The following is a 15,202-nucleotide window of genomic DNA, read 5'->3' as shown; positions in this document are numbered from 1 at the left end:
CGCTGGGGAATAAGCTGCGCGCATGGGAATCATCTCCTCCGGATTCCTCGGCCGCCGCCGTACCGAGGACACCCGACTTCCGCCAGGCCAATACCTCACAGAGGGCTTCCCTGTGCTCTCCGCCGGCCCCACTCCGCGCATCACGCACGACGAGTGGGCCTTCACGATCACCACGGAGAAGGGACAGGTGCACCGCTGGAGCTGGGACGAGTTCCTCGCCCTCCCGCAGGAGGACGTGACCCAGGACATCCACTGCGTCACCAGCTGGTCCAAGCTCGGCACCTCGTGGCGGGGTGTCGCCATCGACACGCTGTTCGACGGCGTCGACACCGAGTACGAGTACACGATGGCGCACTCATACGGCGGGTACTCCACCAACGTCCCGCTCGCCGACCTGCTCGACGGCAAGGCCTGGATCGCGCACACCTTCGACGGAGCCGACCTCGCACCAGAGCACGGAGGACCCGCGCGGCTGCTCGTGCCGCACCTGTACTTCTGGAAGAGCGCGAAATGGGTCAACGGCCTGCAGATGCTTCCGCAGGACCAGCCGGGCTTCTGGGAGAGCAACGGCTACAACATGTACGGGGATCCCTGGAAGGAAGAGCGCTACTGGTGAGCACGGCCTGGCGCGTCGCGGACGTGATCGCCGCCCGCTTCGAGACGCCGACCGCGCGCACGCTCCGGCTGCGCATCCCCGGCCTCAGCGGACATCTGGCCGGACAGCACGTGGATGTCCGGCTCACCGCCCCCGACGGCTACCAGGCCGTGCGGTCGTACTCGATCGCGTCTGCGCTGCCTGGCGACGAACTGGAGCTGACGGTCGAGGAGCTGGCGGACGGCGAGGTCTCCCCCTACCTCGTGCGCGGCGTGATGGTCGGCGACCAGGTGGAGGTGCGCGGCCCCGTCGGCGGCTGGTTCGTCTGGCGACCCGGCGACCTGACGCCCGTCCAGCTCATCGCCGGCGGGTCCGGTGTGGTGCCGCTGATGTCGATGGCGCGCGCCCACTCGGCCGCGGCGAGCGCAGCGCCGTTCCGGCTGCTCTACTCTGTGCGGTCGCCTGAGTCGGTCTACTACCGCGACGAACTCGCGGCGCTTGCGCGGGATGCGGCGGCCCCGCTCTCCGTCGAATACGTCTACACCCGCACCGCCCCCGCCGACTGGCCGGTGCCGGCCGGACGCCTCACGGCGGCGGTCCTGGCGTCCGCAGCGCTGCCGGCGAGCGCGTCCCCCACATTCTTCCTCTGCGGAGCGACCGCGTTCGTCGAGACCGTGTCCGGCTGGTTGGTCGACGCCGGGCACGACCCCTCCCGCATCAAGACGGAGCGCTATGGCGGAATCGGAGGCGCGTCATGACCGACCAGGACTACCTCGACGGAAACGCGGCGGCCGGACTCCTCTCCGAGGTGTTCGCCGTCGACATCACCAGTGCGGTCGGGCGGTGTGCGAGCTGCGGAGACGAGGCCGTCGTCGCCGTCGCGCGGGTGTACCCGAACGATCACGGGCTGGTGGTCCGCTGCTCGGTGTGCGGGGATGTGCTCCTCGTGGCCGTCGAAGAGCGCGAGCGGGTGTGCATCGACCTGCGCGGGCTGAGCTGGCTGGAAGTGCGTCCAGGCGCCACCGCGTAGAATTCTCCGGTGCTCCCCGACTCCTCCCCGCTCGATTCCCCCGACGCGCCGCGCGTCGACCCCGCCGACCTCGCCGCGGCCCTGCGCGTGCTCGAGAACCTGCACGAGCTCGATGAGGAGCACCCGGACTTCATCACCGTCCGCCGCGCGACCGCGCACATGTTCAAGGCCGTCAAGCAGGCCAGGCGCAAGGAGATCCGCCGCGCCGTCGCAGAGGCGGACAAGGCCGTCGTCGCCGCCACCGCCACCGGAGCACCGGACCGCATCGACGACGAGACCCGCGGGCTCGACCTCTCCACCAGTGCGGAGGGTGCGAGCGCAGGCACCCTGCTGAAGTCGCGCGCCTGCTACATCTGCAAACAGCACTACACGCTGGTCGACGCCTTCTACCACCAGCTCTGCCCGGACTGCGCTGCCATCAGCCACGCCAAGCGCAACGCCCGCACCGACCTCACCGGCAAGCGCGCCCTCCTCACCGGCGGTCGCGCCAAGATCGGGATGCACATCGCGCTGCGCCTGCTGCGCGACGGCGCGCACCTCACCATCACCACCCGGTTCCCCAGGGATGCGGTCCGCCGGTTCTCCCAGCTTCCGGACTCCGGAGAGTGGCTGCACCGCCTCCGCGTCGTCGGCATCGACCTGCGCGACCCCGCCCAGGTGATCGCGCTGGCAGACTCCGTTGCCGCGCACGGCCCGCTCGACATCCTCATCAACAACGCGGCGCAGACCGTCCGCCGTTCGGCCGGCGCGTACTCACTCCTCGCTGAGGCGGAGACGCAGCCGCTGCCGGACGGCCCGCTGCCGGAGATGGAGACGTTCGGTCACACGGCGGACCCGCACCCGCACGCGCTCGAGGCGTCCGTCGCCGCGCATCCCCTGCTGTCGGCCGCGAACGTCGCGGGCACGGTCGCCGAGCTCGCCGGCCCGTCGGCGCTGACCGCGGACGAGCTGGCAGCGCTCGCGATGGCGCCAGGCTCGTCGTCGCTCGCCAAGCACGCCGACGGCAGCGCGATCGACGCGGGCGGCCTGGTGCCGGACGTGCACACGGTCAACAGCTGGACGCAGGCGGTCCAGGATGTGGACCCGCTGGAGATGCTCGAGGTGCAGCTCTGCAACACCACGGCGCCGTTCCTGCTGATCAGCAGGCTGCGCGCATCCATGGCGGCAGCGACCGGCACGGAAACAGGCACGGGACGCGCGTACATCGTCAACGTCTCCGCGATGGAGGGCGTTTTCGGCCGCAGGTACAAGGGCCCAGGCCACCCGCACACCAACATGGCGAAGGCGGCGCTCAACATGCTCACCCGCACCAGCGCAGGCGAGATGTTCGAGACCGACCGCATCCTGATGACGGCCGTCGACACCGGCTGGATCACCGACGAGCGCCCGCACTACACCAAGGTGCGCCTGGCGGAGGAGGGCTTCCACGCCCCGCTCGACCTCGTCGACGGTGCGGCCCGCGTGTACGACCCGATCGTGCGCGGAGAGGCCGGAGAAGACCTGTACGGAGTGTTCCTCAAGGACTACCGCAACTCGGCTTGGTAACGATCGGCGAAACCCGCTGATTCGGCGTCATTCGCGCGCCGTGGCGCGATCTCCTGATGCGTACAATTCAGTTGCGCGACGTTCTGCGCGAGAACGAAGGAACTCGATGTCCAGCACTTCTGCGGAGCAGACGCCGACCAGCCCCGCCCCAGCTCCCGGGCAGGCGCACGAGCCCCAGCCCCGGTCGAGCGGCGGGGCGTTCCGGCACTGGCTGCTCTCCGGCCTGGTCGACGAGCGCGGGACGCACCAGGGGCCGCACGGCAGGAAGCCGGAACGGCAGCACTCCTGGTGGCAGGTCATGTGCCTCACCGGCGTCGACTACTTCTCCACCCTCGGCTACCAGCCCGCCATCGCTGCCCTCGCCGCCGGCGTGGTCTCGCCGTTCGCGACCCTCGTGCTCGTCGCCCTCACCCTGCTCGGTGCGCTGCCGGTGTATCGCAGGGTCGCGCGTGAGAGCTTCAAGGGGTCAGGCTCGATCGCGATGCTCGAGCGGCTGCTGCCCTGGTGGGCAGGCAAGCTCTTCGTGCTCGTGCTGCTCGGCTTCGCCGCCACCGACTTCATGATCACGATCACCCTCTCGGCGGCCGACGCCACGGCGCACGCGATCGAGAACCCGTTCACGCCGTCGTGGTTCCATGGCAACCAGGTCGGCATCACGCTGTTCCTGCTCGCCCTGCTCGGTGCGGTGTTCCTGAAAGGCTTCAAGGAGGCCATCGGCATCGCCGTCGTGCTGGTCGCGGTGTATCTCGCCCTGAACGTGATCGTGGTCGGCACCTCCATCGTCGAGGTGTTCCAGCACGTCAGCGCCATCGACGACTGGTGGCAGGCGCTGAACACGCAGCACGGCGATCCGCTGATGGTCATCGCCATCGCGCTGCTCGTCTTCCCCCGGCTCGCCCTCGGCCTGTCCGGCTTCGAGACCGGGGTCGCCGTGATGCCGCAGATCAAGGGCAAGCCGGACGACGACCCCGACCACCCGCAGGGGCGCATCCGGGGCGCGGGTCGCCTGCTGACGACGGCGGCCATCATCATGAGCTGCTTCCTCATCACGTCGAGCTTCACCACCACGCTGCTGATCCCGCAGAAGGAGTTCCAGTCCGGCGGCCAGGCGAACGGGCGCGCGCTCGCCTACCTGGCGCACGAATACCTGGGCAGCGTCTTCGGCTCCGTCTACGACCTCAGCACCATCCTCATCCTGTGGTTCGCCGGGGCGTCGGCGATGGCCGGCCTCCTCAACCTGGTGCCGCGCTACCTGCCGCGCTACGGCATGGCGCCGCAGTGGGCGCGCGCCGTGCGGCCGCTGGTGCTGGTGTTCACGCTCATCGCGTTCATCATCACCCTCGTCTTCCAGGCCGACGTGGATGCGCAGGGCGGCGCATACGCGACAGGCGTGCTGGTGCTGATCACCTCCGCCTCCCTCGCCGTCACGCTGTCGGCGCTCAGGAAGAAGCAGCGGAAGCGCACGATCGCCTTCGCCATCATCACCGCGATCTTCGTCTACACGACCATCGCCAACATCTTCGAGCGGCCGGACGGCCTGCGCATCGCGAGCCTGTTCATCATCGGCATCCTCACCATCTCGATCGTCTCCCGCATCGGTCGCTCGTTCCAGCTCAGGGCGACGAGCGTGACGCTCGACGTGACGGCGCTCGACTTCGTGCTCGAAGACGCGGAGGAGGGCGAGATCCGCATCATCTCGCACGAACCGGACGTCGACACCAACACGGAGTACGAGCAGAAGAACAAGGACGAGCGCAAGTTCAGCCACATCCCGCAGCGCTCGCGCACCATCTTCATCGAGGTCTACCGCTCCGACTCCTCCGACTTCGAGGAGGACCTGGTGGTGCACGGCGTGGTCAAGCACGGCTACCGGGTGCTGCAGGTGAAGGCGGGAAACGTGCCGAACACGATCGCGGCCGTGCTGCTGGAGATCCGCGACGTGACAGGGATCGTGCCGACGATCTATTTCGAGTGGACGGAGGGCAACCCCATCTCCAACATGTTCCGCTTCCTCATCACCGGCGTCGGCGAGGTCGCGCCCGTCACCCGCGAGGTGCTCCGCGAGGCGGAGCGCGACGTCAAGCGCCGACCAGCCGTCCACGTGTCCTGACATGTCCGGTCACGCCTTCTTCGAGACCATCGCCATCGCCTTCGAGGTGGTCGGCGTCAGCGCGATGGCCATCGGGTTCGTCGTCGCCGTCGGCATCGCGATCCGCGCCTGGGTGGTGTCGCGCAGCGGCGCGACCGCCTTCACGACGCTCAGGCAGAGCTTCGGCGGCGTGATCCTGCTCGGCCTGGAGGTCCTGGTGGCCGCCGACCTGGTCAGGACGGTCACGTCGACGCCGTCCCTCACCGACGCCCTGGTGCTCGCGCTGATCGTCCTCATCAGGACCGTGCTGAGCTTCTCGCTGCAGATCGAGATCGACGGCGTCGCGCCGTGGCGCCGCGCCCTCGTCACGGGACCGGAGGTCATCGGCAGGGCGGCGGCTCGCTCCGGTGCTGGAAGCAGGGCCGCGCGCTCCGGTGAAGCTAGCGGCGGCGCCGGGGGCGACGCATCCGGCTCGAACTGAGAGCTGCGCTCAGTCGGTGCGCGCCGCGCGCTCGGCGTTGCGGGCCTTGACGCGCGCGTTCTCCGCGTGCACGGCGGCCTGCGTAGCGCGCTCTGTGACGAGCCACGCAGGAGGCTCCTCCAGGAGCGCCTTGATCTGGGCGGTGGTGAGCGCCTCCGTGACGCCGCCGCGGGCGAGACCGGAGTTGGAGACGCCGAGCTTGTGGGCGACAACATCCCGTGGATGCGGTCCATCCGCACGCAGCGTCGCCAGCCACTCCGGCGGGTTGGCGGCGAGCTCGTCGAACTCGGTGCGGCTGATCTCGCCGTCCTGGAACTCTGCTGGGGCGGCCGGGAGGTAGATCCCCAGCTTCTTCGCGGCGGTCGCCGCCTTCATCGTCTGGGGCTTCTTCTGGGCGCTCATGGTTTCAAGGGTATCCGTTCGCTACCCTCGGAGGATGCCGTCTACGTTCACGATCGTCTTCCCCCTCGGCGTGACCGTCGGCAAATGGACCCGCGTCTTCGAGCAGCGGCACCCGGAGGTGCAGCTCGTCGTGACCCGCGTGGCAGACGCGGAGCAGCGCGACGCCATCGAGACGGGCGGCGCTGACATGGCGTTCGTGCGCGAGCCCGTCGACACGGACGGCCTGCACCTGATCCCGCTGTACGCGGAGGACATCGTGGTCGCGATGCACCACGAGCACCTGCTCACCCTGGAGAAGAAGCTGCACCTGGCCGACCTCGACGACCAGCCGCGCATCGACGGCGTGCCGTCGGAGGCGATGTTCCGCAGCATCGCGGCGGGCGACGGCATCGCCGTCGTGCCACAGTCGGTGGCGAAGGCGCTGCGTCGCAAAGACGTGGTGGCGATGACGCTGGAGGACGCGGAGCCCAGCAGGGTCGGCCTCGCCTGGCCACGGGATGCACAGCACGAGCTGGTCGACGAGTTCATCGGCATCGTCCGCGGCCGCACCGCCCACAGCTCCCGGAACCTCGACGTCGCCGCAGCACAGGCGGACGCCGCCAAGCAGGACGCCAAGAAGCCCCCGCGCGCGGCGAAGAGCCAGAACCGCCCAGGCGCGAAGCAGGGCAAGCGCCCCGTCGCGCGTTCGCGCAAGCCGCGCCGCGGCCGCTGAACCGCGCGGGCAGCACAGACCGGCCGCTGACGGCGCGCTGCCCAGCCGGCCCGCCGCCTCGCCGACTGTCCGCCACGACTACTCTCGGCCCCGCCGACTCTCGGCCCCGCCGACTCTCGGCCACGGTGCAGAATGTTGCCATGCCATCCAGCGTCGGCCGCGATGCCCAGTCCGCCATCTACCGGGCGGGCGTCTCCGGCCGCACCCCGCGCATCCCTGTCGGTTTCCCCGCGCTCGAGCGGGCGGCGGAGCGCCGCATGTCCAGGGCGGCGTTCGCGTACGTCGCGGGCTCTGCTGGGCTGGAGCGCACCGACCTGGCGGACACCGCGGCGTTCGGCGATCACCGGATCGTGCCGCGCGTGCTCCGCGACGTCTCGTCGCGCGACCTCGGCATCGAGCTGTTCGGCACGCAGAGGCCGACCCCGCTGCTGCTCGCGCCGATCGGAGTGCTCGATCTCGCGCATCCATCGGCGGACGCGGGAGCAGCACGAGCCGCAGCAGCGCTCGGCATCCCCGCCGTGCTCTCCAACCAGGCATCGACGCCGATGGAGCAGGTCGCCTCGGCGATGGACGCGGTGTCCCCCGGCGCGAGCCGCTGGTTCCAGCTCTACTGGAGCTCGTCGGACGAGCTGGTCGAGAGCCTGGTCTCCCGCGCGGAGGCGTCCGGCTGCGAGGCGATCGTGGTCACGCTGGACACCCACGTTCTCGGCTGGCGGCCGCGGGACCTCGACCTCGGCTACCTGCCGTTCAGCCGCGGCAGGGGCATCGCGCAATACACGAGCGATCCGGTGTTCCGACGCCTGGTGCGCGAGCGCATCGCCGCGAGCGGTCCACGCGCGCGCACGCCGCTGACTCCCGCCACCGTCGCCTCGTTCGCGAGCATTCTGCGGCACCACCCCGGCCGGCTGCGCGACAATCTGCGCTCGCCCGAGCCGCTCGCCGCCATCGAGACGTTCCTTGAGGTCTTCGCGAACCCGGCCCTGACCTGGGCCGACCTGGCGTTCCTGCGCGAGCGCACGACCCTGCCGATCGTGCTCAAGGGCATCCTGCATCCCGATGACGCCTCCCGCGCCGTCGACGCAGGCATGGACGCCGTGCAGGTGTCGACGCACGGCGGACGTCAGCTCGACAACGAGCAGCCGGCTCTGGATGCGCTCCCTCGTGTCGTCGAGGCGGTGGCCGGCCGCATCCCCGTGCTGTTCGACAGCGGCGTGCGCAGCGGAGCCGACGCCGTGGTCGCGCTCGCGCTCGGCGCCCGCGCCGTCGCCATCGGGCGGCCGTACGTGTACGCTCTCGCCATCGCGGGAGAGGCCGGAGTGCGCGAGCTGCTGAGGAACACGATCGCGGAGCTCGACATCACGCTGGGGCTCGCCGGGGTGCGCAGCGTGGCGGAGCTGGACGCGTCGATCTTCGCCTGAGCCGCGTCTGAGCCGCGCCAGCCGCCCTGAGCCGCGCGCTAGCCTCGCTAGGAGACCGACGCGCCGATCAACGACAGCAGCGCCTGCGCGTACGCCGTGGCCGCATCCTCGTCCTCGAACTGCCGCTCGTCTCCGCCGAGCAGGATGGTCACCCGGTAGCCGTCGTCGGTGCGCGCGAGATGCCGGAAGGCGCCGCCGAGCAGCTCGCGCAGCTGGTCCTCGCGCGGGATCCAGAGCGCGTCCTCCACGGCCAGCGAGTCGAGCGCCCACTCGGTGGTGCCGTTGAAGCCGAGGATGGTGCCGGTGTCGAACTCGTGCGGTTCGATGGTCATGTCGCTCACGGTGAACCGGTCGCCTGCCAGCTCCTCGCGGTCGATCGCGAAGGTGTCCCCTGACTGGGGCCGCCAGCGGAGCCCTGCTGCACGCAGCAGGCGTGCGGTGTCGTCGGCGATCATCGGATGCTCCTGACGCTCAGCGGGAAAACCATGTCCGCGAGTCTAGGCGTCCTTCCCCGCGATTCCCAGGGTGCTGGCGAGCGCATCCACCGGGTGCGGCCCACATCGGCCGTCAGTCGGTGACCAGCACGATCTTCCCGCGCACGTGCCCTGCCTCGAGCCTGGCGAACGCCTCGGCGACGCGCTCGATCGGGAAGATCGAGTCGATCGGCAGCAGGCATTCGTCCTCGGCGAGCATGGCCGCGATCTCTGCGAGCTCGGCGTTCCCCGCCGCCGAGCCGCCGACCGTTCGCGCACCGTGGGCGGCGGGACCGAACGCGGCGATCGTGTTGATGCGGTCGACGGGCACGCCGAGCTCCAGGGCCGCCTCGATCGTCTCCGCACCGTGATTGTCGAGCACGGCGGTGATCCTGTCGCCGTCCAGCACGTCCCTGATGCGGTCGGCCAGGCCGTCGCCGTATGTCACCGGCACGACGCCCAGCCCCTCCAGGTAGTCGTGGTGCACCTCGCTCGCCGTCCCGATCACCGTCGCGCCGGCGCGCACGGCGAGCTGGGCGGCCAGCACGCCGACTCCTCCTGCGACCGCGCTCACGAGCACGGTGTCGTGCTCGCGCAACCGGAGGGATGCGGTGGTCGCCATCGCCGTCCGGCCCACCGTCGCCAGCGACCCGGCCACCTCGAAGGTGAGCGGGTCCGGCTTGTGCAGCACGGCGCCGTCGGCGTGGACCACCACGAAGTCGGCGAACGTCGCGAACGGCACGCTCCCGAACACGGCCTCTCCGACCGTGAAGCCGGTGACGCCGTCTCCCACCTCTTCGACGAAACCGGCGAAGTCCTGGCCGAGCCCGCTCGGCGTGGTGACGCCGAAGCGCGCCGCCACCCGCTCATCCTGGAACGCCTTGGCGTCGATGGCATTGAGGCCGGCTGCCATCACCCGCACGACGAGCTGTCCAGCGCCCGGCCACGGCCGCGCCGTCTCGATCAGGTGGAGCACTTCGCGGGAACCGAACTCGTCGAATCGAACGGACCTGGGCACACGAACTCCTTACGTCTGTGACGAGGAGTCTAGTTCCGGCTGCCGCGACCGCCAGGGGTGCAGCCCGAACTCAGCCGAAGAGCAGCGCCGCCTCGTCGTAGCGCGCCTGCGGAACCGTCTTGAGACCGCCCGTGGCGTCCGCGATCGACACGTTGACGACGTCCGTGCCGCGCAGCGACACCATCGAGCCCCAGCGTCCCTCGTAGACGGCGTCGACCGCCGCCATGCCGAGGCGCGTGGCGAGCACCCTGTCGTACGCGCTCGGCACGCCGCCGCGCTGCATGTGGCCGAGCACCGTCGCTCGCGACTCGATGCCGGTGCGCTCCTCGATCATGGGGGCGAGCATCTCGCCGATTCCGCCGAGACGCGGACGGTTGAACGCATCCAAACCCTTGTGGGAGTGCGCCTCCTCCATCGTGTCGAGGTGGAAGCCCTCGGAGACGACGATGACCGGCGCCCTTCCGCGGTCGCGGACCGACTCGACCCACTCCACGATCTGCTCGATCGACTGCGGCTGCTCGGGGATGAGGATAGCGTGCGCTCCCCCTGCCATGCCGGAGTGCAGCGCGATCCAGCCGACGTGGCGGCCCATGACCTCGACCACCATGCAGCGCTGGTGCGATTCGGCCGTGGTGCGGAGGCGGTCGATGGCCTCCGTGGCGATCTCGACGGCTGTGTCGAAACCGAACGAGTAGTCGGTGGCGGCGAGGTCGTTGTCGATGGTCTTCGGAACGCCGACGATCTTGAGTCCTGCGTCGGTCAGGCGGCGGGCCGCGGTGAGCGTACCCTCGCCTCCGATGGCGATGATCGCGTCGATGCCGTTCTCGTCCATCATGCGCTGGATGTTCTCCGGGCCGCCGTTGTCGCCCTCGAACGGATTGGTGCGGCTGGAGCCGAGGATCGTGCCGCCCTGACGGGAGAGTCCGCGCACGCTGTGGCGGTCGAGCGGCATGATGTCGCCGTTGACGACGCCGCGCCAGCCGTAGCGGAATCCGGCGAACTCCGTGCCCTGGGCGCGGTCGCCTTTCAGGACGGCGCCGCGGATGACCGCGTTCAGTCCTGGACAGTCGCCGCCACTGGTGAGGATGCCGATCTTCAAAATGCTGCTCCCTGGGTGATTTTCGCTACCTGTGAATCATGCCTGACGCCGGTCGTCAGCACAAAAACGCCCGGCACGGCAGCATCGGCGTGCGAGCGGTGCGCAACGCGCGCGGGCGGTTAGAGCCCGAGGGTGCGCTGCAGCTTGGACGAGCTGGCCGACACCACGGCGCCAGCCGCGAGCACCCGCTCCTCGATCTCGTCGAGCAGCGCCGTGCGGCCGGAGCGCGTGTCGGGGGCGCCGCTCAGCAGCTCCACCTCCCACTCGCGCCAGCTCTGCGTTCCGCCGGTGCGCAGGTTCTCGCTGGTCACGTGGTCGTCGCAGAACTCCGCGAGGTCGAACCCGGCCGCGTCCTGCAGCACCACCGTCGTGCGGGTGTTGGTCACCCGCGCGATCGGGACGAGCCGGGCGTCGCCGACCCGTACATCCGGAGCCACCTGGCCGATGGATGCGATCAGCTCGGCCGGCACATCGTCGCCGTCGGTCAGCGCCCAGTGCAGCTCCGTGCGGCCCTCTTCCGCAGGCAGCTTGACGTGCCAGCCCTCGTCTGCGCCTCCACGGCGGACGCGCACGGCGACCTTCGCGTGCGCGAGAGCGAGGTCGGCGGTGTCGAAGTACGTGGCGACGAGTTCGGCCGTCTCCGGCTTCGACCCCGTCGCCACGGCGCCGACGCCGACCAGGAACGGGGGCTCCGTGTTCTCGTCGACGTCGTACTTCCGTTCGATTTCCACCTGAGAGTGCTGGGGCATTCCCCCTGTCTAGTGCAGTTTCGCTCTGTCGCGAAATTTCCAGACCAGGACGGCAGCGCTGTCTATCGTGAAGAGATGAGCGAACGCGAGACGATCACCGCCCGATTCGACGTCACAGGATGGGACCCGGCCGACCTGCCAGGCATCGACGGAGACTGGGTCGGCGGCATCACCATGCGCAAGACGTACACGGATGGCCTGGTCGGCGAGTCGGTGGCGCACTTCGTGTCGTCCGGCACGGAGGAGAGCCGAGGCTACCTCGCCGCCGAGCGGGTGACAGGAACGCTGCCGGACGGGCGCACAGGGTCGTTCACGGTGCACCATGGCGCGCTGCAGCACCCTGGCGATCCTTCGGCGTTCGGCTACATCGTGCCTGGCACAGGGACGGGCGACTTCTCCCGGTTCGCGGGGAGCGCGCGCATCCTGCACGACGAGCGGGGGCCGTCCTTCGTCTTCGAGCTCGACTGAACGCGCGACGCCCGTCGATCTGCCCTCGACCACCGGCGGCGCGAGAGGTACCCTCGGTGCATGAGCGAGAGCGACACGCGCCCCGGCGACGACGACCTCGACGCTTTCCGCGAGGAGCAGGAAGGCGACTACGAGCCTGCGCCGAACGTCCGCGACGAAGACGACCTCCCCGTCGCCGACGACAATGACGACGAGCTGGTTCCCGACGACGACCGCCCTGTGCCGCTCGACCCGGACGACGCCGACATCGCCTGACGCACGATTCGCAGGTTAGCCGAGCGCATCCTCCAGCAGGTGGATGAGGGCGTCGAGCTGCACGGAGTCCGCGGAGCCGATCTCGACGTCCGAACCGTCGAGAGCACGGGCGGCGAGGCCCTGCTTGGCGTCGATGAGCTCCGCGATCTTCGAGTCGATGGTCTGCGCAGCGATGATGCGCCACGCGGTGACCGGCTCCTCCTGACCGATGCGGTGCACGCGGTCGATCGCCTGCGTCTGCTCCGCCGCCGTCCAGGACAGCTCGGCCAGCACCACGTTGGATGCGGCCTGCAGGTTGAGCCCGACGCCCGCCGCGGTCAGCGAGCACACCGCGACAGACACCTCCGGATCGTTGTTGAACGCGTCGATCTCGCGCTGGCGCGCGATGGCGGTCTGGTCGCCGCGGATCGAGATCGTCTTCAGGTCGCGGGCGGCGAAGGCGTCCTCCGCCGCGTCCATCACGTCGATGTGCTTGGCGAAGAACACCACCTTGCCCACCGAGCGCGCGAGCTGCGCGGCGTAGTCGGACGCCAGCCCGGCCTTCGCCTGGCCGATCTTGCGGACCATCGTGAAGACGTTGTCCCCGCTCTTGGCCGACTTCGACTCCTCCAGCTCCGACTGGGCGACGAGGCGGATGAGGTGCGTGCGATGCGCGTCGTCGTCGCCGTCGAACGAGTCGGGGCGACCAGCGGCGGATGCGCGGCGGAACTTCGCGACGAGGCGCGCCGCCAGCTCCTTCTCCGCCTGGCGGATGCTGCGGCCGAGGTCGTCGTCGAGCTCGACGGGCAGGTCGACAACGCGGCGGCTCGGCAGGTCGGAGGCGACGTCGAGCTTGCGACGGCGGACGATGCCCATGTCGATGACCGCCTCGCGGGCCGCGGCGTAGAACCCGAAGTCGGCCGGGGTGAGCTCGGTCTCCTCCAGCTTCTGCATGAGTTCCGGCGACGGCTTGTTGCCGTCGATCCAGCCGAGGAACTGCCAGATGGCCTTGAAGTCGTCGATGTCGTTGATCAGCGGCGTGCCGGTGAGGGCGAGCAGCAGAGGGTCGCCGGTCTTCTTGATGGCGTCGGCGAGCCCGAGAACGTATTTGGAACGCTGCGAGTGCAGGTTCTTGATGAAGTGCGCCTCGTCGACGACCATGCCCTTGAAGCCCAGGGTGCTGAGCCAGGCGAGGTGCCTGTCGAGCACCTCGTAGTTGACGATCACGACGTCGGCGAACGCGTCCAGCCCCTCGCCGTCTCCGTGGATGACGGTGGCCCTGCGGTGCGGCGTCCAACGCTCGACCTCGCGCGCCCAGTTCATCTTGACCACGTTCGGCACGACGGCGAGAAGAGGGTACGCGCCGACGACGGACGCCGCGAGCACCGACTGGGCGGTCTTGCCGAGGCCGGGCTCGTCGGCGAGCAGGAAGCTGCGGTGGCCGAGCCTGACGCTCTCCACGAAGCGCGCCTGGTGGTGCATCAGCTCCAGGCCGGGAGGCGAGTACCTGTCGATCGCGGGCGCCGGCGGCAGGTCCATGCTGGCCGCCTGGCCGCCTGAGCCGTACTCGAACGACTTGAACAGGGGGCCGAGCAGCTCCCACGAGTCGAGGCGGCGCCGCGGGGCGGGCTGCGCCGCTGTCGCCTTCGAGAAGTCGGGGGCGAGGAACGGGTTGGAGAGCTGCCTGGCGCGCACCGACTGCGGGATGACCTGCTTCTCGGCGAGTTCCGGCGTGATGACGCTGTCCTGCTTGGCGACGGGCCGCTCCACCGTGATGATGAGGTCGTCCGGCGTGAGCTCTGTACCGGACTCGAGCAGCCAGTCGCGGCGCATGGTCTGCGCGGTGGCGGTCGGCGGCGACTCGCTCTCCAGCAGAGAGATCAGCGAGGTGTCGCGCGCGGCGGTCTTCGCGAGGATGGTCGCGATGCCGTCGAGCCGTTTGAGCTGCTCGGCGCGCGCGGCGTCGCTCAGCTCAGGGTCGGACTTCGCCCGCGCGCGCTCCTCGCGCATCAGGAACGCGATGACCTGGAACTTGGTGCGATTGGTCGGTCCGAGCTTCTTGCCGTCAGCGGCCTTGGCCTCCACCTCCCGCACTTTGCGCGCGAGGACGGGGATCAGCCCGTCGTTGTTCGCGTGGCGGTTGCGTCGCTGCTGCTGGCGCGACGAGCTGGTGCGTTGACCGGAACGAGACATGGTCCTCCAGTGGGAGCGTCGCGCGCTGACGAAGAGCGGACGCCGTGTGGCGTGAGGGCCGGCGCAGCGATCGGACAGGGAACCGAATGGTCCTGCCCGCCGCGGTGAGCGCCGGGATGCGTCGCGAGTGAAACGGCGGCGCGCACACCAGTTTACGCGAGGATGCCGGAATCAGCGACGTTGATCGACGGGGATCTTCACGGTGACGGCGACGGCGATGAAGAGCACGGCGCCCGCGAGGTGCAGCAGCCGGATCACGACGTCGTCGAACGCGATCGGCCAGACCGGGTTCCAGATGACGGCGACAGGGATGAGCCCGGCCAGCCACCACCACTGCTTCGCCTGCCCGGCGAACACGCAGAGGATGAGCGCGAGGATGCTCACCGCGTACTGCACGTAGAGATACCACTCGCCCCCGATCAGTGCGAGGCCGCCGATCAGGACGATCGCGCCGAGGATTCCTGGCGCGAGCGCTGCGCGGTTGAACGCGGGCTGGGAGGCGTAGCGGGACACGGTCACCGAGTCTACGTCAGCGGGATCGGCGCGGGATGCGCATCCACTGCGCCTGCCGGAGTCGCCCTGCCGCAGTGCGGCCTGGTGGGGCGTGGCGGCGCCCCCCCCCCCGCCCCCCCCCCCCCCCCGGGGGGGGGGGGGGCCCCCCCCGGCCAACACCCCCGGCCCCACCCAAGGTGGGCG

Annotated in this window: 17 protein-coding genes; 10 read left to right on the top strand and 7 right to left on the bottom strand. The window is 70.0% G+C overall.

Going from position 1 to position 15,202, the window contains the following annotated elements; all coding sequences use genetic code 11:
• Nucleotides 1-22 precede the first annotated feature (22 nt).
• The 6 genes from ACIRCZ_RS01150 (at nt 23) to ACIRCZ_RS01125 (ending at nt 5,740) form a co-directional block, all read left to right on the top strand.
• Nucleotides 23-616 (top strand): sulfite oxidase-like oxidoreductase, encoded by a 594-nt coding sequence (locus ACIRCZ_RS01150; protein WP_402848727.1) that lies wholly within the window; start codon nt 23-25, stop codon nt 614-616.
• Nucleotides 613-1,353 carry an FAD-binding oxidoreductase gene (locus ACIRCZ_RS01145; RefSeq protein ID WP_055892307.1) on the top strand — a complete coding sequence of 247 codons (741 nt, stop codon included), beginning with the start codon at nt 613-615 and terminating at the stop codon, nt 1,351-1,353. The genes ACIRCZ_RS01150 and ACIRCZ_RS01145 overlap by 4 nt, the downstream gene beginning before the upstream one ends.
• A complete protein-coding gene (locus ACIRCZ_RS01140; RefSeq protein WP_055892302.1) occupies nt 1,350-1,625 on the top strand; it encodes a DUF6510 family protein in 276 nt (91 codons plus the stop codon). The genes ACIRCZ_RS01145 and ACIRCZ_RS01140 overlap by 4 nt, the downstream gene beginning before the upstream one ends.
• 9 nt (nt 1,626-1,634) lie before the next feature.
• The gene (locus ACIRCZ_RS01135) at nt 1,635-3,170 is read left to right on the top strand and encodes an SDR family NAD(P)-dependent oxidoreductase (RefSeq protein ID WP_402848717.1); all 1,536 of its coding nucleotides are present in this window, start codon (nt 1,635-1,637) and stop codon (nt 3,168-3,170) included.
• 106 nt (nt 3,171-3,276) lie between these two features.
• The gene (locus ACIRCZ_RS01130; protein ID WP_402848714.1) at nt 3,277-5,280 is read left to right on the top strand and encodes an amino acid transporter; all 2,004 of its coding nucleotides are present in this window, start codon (nt 3,277-3,279) and stop codon (nt 5,278-5,280) included.
• 1 nt (nt 5,281) lies between these two features.
• The gene (locus ACIRCZ_RS01125) at nt 5,282-5,740 is read left to right on the top strand and encodes a DUF1622 domain-containing protein (protein ID WP_055892292.1); all 459 of its coding nucleotides are present in this window, start codon (nt 5,282-5,284) and stop codon (nt 5,738-5,740) included.
• 9 nt (nt 5,741-5,749) lie between these two features.
• Here the strand turns inward: ACIRCZ_RS01125 and ACIRCZ_RS01120 are convergent, their stop codons facing one another.
• Entirely contained in the window at nt 5,750-6,142 is a 393-nt protein-coding gene (locus ACIRCZ_RS01120; protein WP_055892291.1) for a DUF5997 family protein, read from the bottom strand.
• Nucleotides 6,143-6,176: 34 nt separating this feature from the next.
• On the opposite strand from ACIRCZ_RS01120, the gene ACIRCZ_RS01115 reads away from it, so the two are divergent.
• Both ACIRCZ_RS01115 and ACIRCZ_RS01110 read left to right on the top strand, forming a co-directional pair.
• Nucleotides 6,177-6,854, top strand: coding sequence for a LysR family substrate-binding domain-containing protein (locus ACIRCZ_RS01115; RefSeq protein WP_402848710.1), 678 nt, complete (start codon nt 6,177-6,179; stop codon nt 6,852-6,854).
• Between the two features lie 140 nt (nt 6,855-6,994).
• The gene (locus ACIRCZ_RS01110) at nt 6,995-8,272 is read left to right on the top strand and encodes an alpha-hydroxy-acid oxidizing protein (protein WP_402848707.1); all 1,278 of its coding nucleotides are present in this window, start codon (nt 6,995-6,997) and stop codon (nt 8,270-8,272) included.
• Between the two features lie 47 nt (nt 8,273-8,319).
• On the opposite strand, the gene ACIRCZ_RS01105 is transcribed toward ACIRCZ_RS01110, so the two are convergent.
• The 4 genes from ACIRCZ_RS01105 to ACIRCZ_RS01090 form a co-directional block, all read right to left on the bottom strand.
• Nucleotides 8,320-8,727 carry a hypothetical protein gene (locus tag ACIRCZ_RS01105; protein ID WP_055892284.1) on the bottom strand — a complete coding sequence of 136 codons (408 nt, stop codon included), beginning with the start codon at nt 8,725-8,727 and terminating at the stop codon, nt 8,320-8,322.
• 112 nt (nt 8,728-8,839) lie between these two features.
• The gene (locus ACIRCZ_RS01100; RefSeq protein ID WP_402848703.1) at nt 8,840-9,763 is read right to left on the bottom strand and encodes an NADP-dependent oxidoreductase; all 924 of its coding nucleotides are present in this window, start codon (nt 9,761-9,763) and stop codon (nt 8,840-8,842) included.
• Between the two features lie 70 nt (nt 9,764-9,833).
• Nucleotides 9,834-10,862, bottom strand: a complete 1,029-nt coding sequence (locus ACIRCZ_RS01095) for a 6-phosphofructokinase (RefSeq protein ID WP_055892278.1) — start codon at nt 10,860-10,862, stop codon at nt 9,834-9,836.
• Nucleotides 10,863-10,981: 119 nt separating this feature from the next.
• Nucleotides 10,982-11,611: a CYTH domain-containing protein gene (locus tag ACIRCZ_RS01090; RefSeq protein ID WP_402848700.1), complete on the bottom strand. Its 630-nt coding sequence runs from the start codon at nt 11,609-11,611 to the stop codon at nt 10,982-10,984.
• 75 nt (nt 11,612-11,686) lie between these two features.
• Between ACIRCZ_RS01090 and ACIRCZ_RS01085 the strand changes: the two genes are divergently transcribed.
• Both ACIRCZ_RS01085 and ACIRCZ_RS01080 read left to right on the top strand, forming a co-directional pair.
• Entirely contained in the window at nt 11,687-12,079 is a 393-nt protein-coding gene (locus tag ACIRCZ_RS01085) for a DUF3224 domain-containing protein (RefSeq protein WP_402848697.1), read from the top strand.
• 60 nt (nt 12,080-12,139) lie between these two features.
• Nucleotides 12,140-12,334 carry a hypothetical protein gene (locus ACIRCZ_RS01080; protein ID WP_402848694.1) on the top strand — a complete coding sequence of 65 codons (195 nt, stop codon included), beginning with the start codon at nt 12,140-12,142 and terminating at the stop codon, nt 12,332-12,334.
• 15 nt (nt 12,335-12,349) lie between these two features.
• Here the strand turns inward: ACIRCZ_RS01080 and ACIRCZ_RS01075 are convergent, their stop codons facing one another.
• Both ACIRCZ_RS01075 and ACIRCZ_RS01070 read right to left on the bottom strand, forming a co-directional pair.
• The gene (locus ACIRCZ_RS01075; protein WP_055892266.1) at nt 12,350-14,506 is read right to left on the bottom strand and encodes a DEAD/DEAH box helicase; all 2,157 of its coding nucleotides are present in this window, start codon (nt 14,504-14,506) and stop codon (nt 12,350-12,352) included.
• Nucleotides 14,507-14,677: 171 nt separating this feature from the next.
• Nucleotides 14,678-15,019, bottom strand: coding sequence for a DUF6804 family protein (locus tag ACIRCZ_RS01070; RefSeq protein WP_235500389.1), 342 nt, complete (start codon nt 15,017-15,019; stop codon nt 14,678-14,680).
• Nucleotides 15,020-15,202: the final 183 nt, after the last annotated feature.

Source organism: Leifsonia sp. NPDC102414 (assembly GCF_044765685.1).
Taxonomy (GTDB): Bacteria; Actinomycetota; Actinomycetes; order Actinomycetales; family Microbacteriaceae; genus Leifsonia.
This window is presented reverse-complemented; position numbering and strand designations above follow the sequence as displayed.

Bases quoted from the DNA above. Each gene is read 5' to 3' on its own strand.
- ACIRCZ_RS01150 (WP_402848727.1), top strand. From the start codon at position 23: ATGGGAATCATCTCCTCCGGATTCCTCGGCCGCCGCCGTACCGAGGAC.
- ACIRCZ_RS01140 (WP_055892302.1), top strand. From the start codon at position 1,350: ATGACCGACCAGGACTACCTCGACGGAAACGCGGCGGCCGGACTCCTC.
- ACIRCZ_RS01130 (WP_402848714.1), top strand. From the start codon at position 3,277: ATGTCCAGCACTTCTGCGGAGCAGACGCCGACCAGCCCCGCCCCAGCT.
- ACIRCZ_RS01125 (WP_055892292.1), top strand. From the start codon at position 5,282: ATGTCCGGTCACGCCTTCTTCGAGACCATCGCCATCGCCTTCGAGGTG.
- ACIRCZ_RS01120 (WP_055892291.1), bottom strand. From the start codon at position 6,142: ATGAGCGCCCAGAAGAAGCCCCAGACGATGAAGGCGGCGACCGCCGCG.
- ACIRCZ_RS01115 (WP_402848710.1), top strand. From the start codon at position 6,177: ATGCCGTCTACGTTCACGATCGTCTTCCCCCTCGGCGTGACCGTCGGC.
- ACIRCZ_RS01110 (WP_402848707.1), top strand. From the start codon at position 6,995: ATGCCATCCAGCGTCGGCCGCGATGCCCAGTCCGCCATCTACCGGGCG.
- ACIRCZ_RS01105 (WP_055892284.1), bottom strand. From the start codon at position 8,727: ATGATCGCCGACGACACCGCACGCCTGCTGCGTGCAGCAGGGCTCCGC.
- ACIRCZ_RS01090 (WP_402848700.1), bottom strand. From the start codon at position 11,611: ATGCCCCAGCACTCTCAGGTGGAAATCGAACGGAAGTACGACGTCGAC.
- ACIRCZ_RS01085 (WP_402848697.1), top strand. From the start codon at position 11,687: ATGAGCGAACGCGAGACGATCACCGCCCGATTCGACGTCACAGGATGG.
- ACIRCZ_RS01080 (WP_402848694.1), top strand. From the start codon at position 12,140: ATGAGCGAGAGCGACACGCGCCCCGGCGACGACGACCTCGACGCTTTC.
- ACIRCZ_RS01075 (WP_055892266.1), bottom strand. From the start codon at position 14,506: ATGTCTCGTTCCGGTCAACGCACCAGCTCGTCGCGCCAGCAGCAGCGA.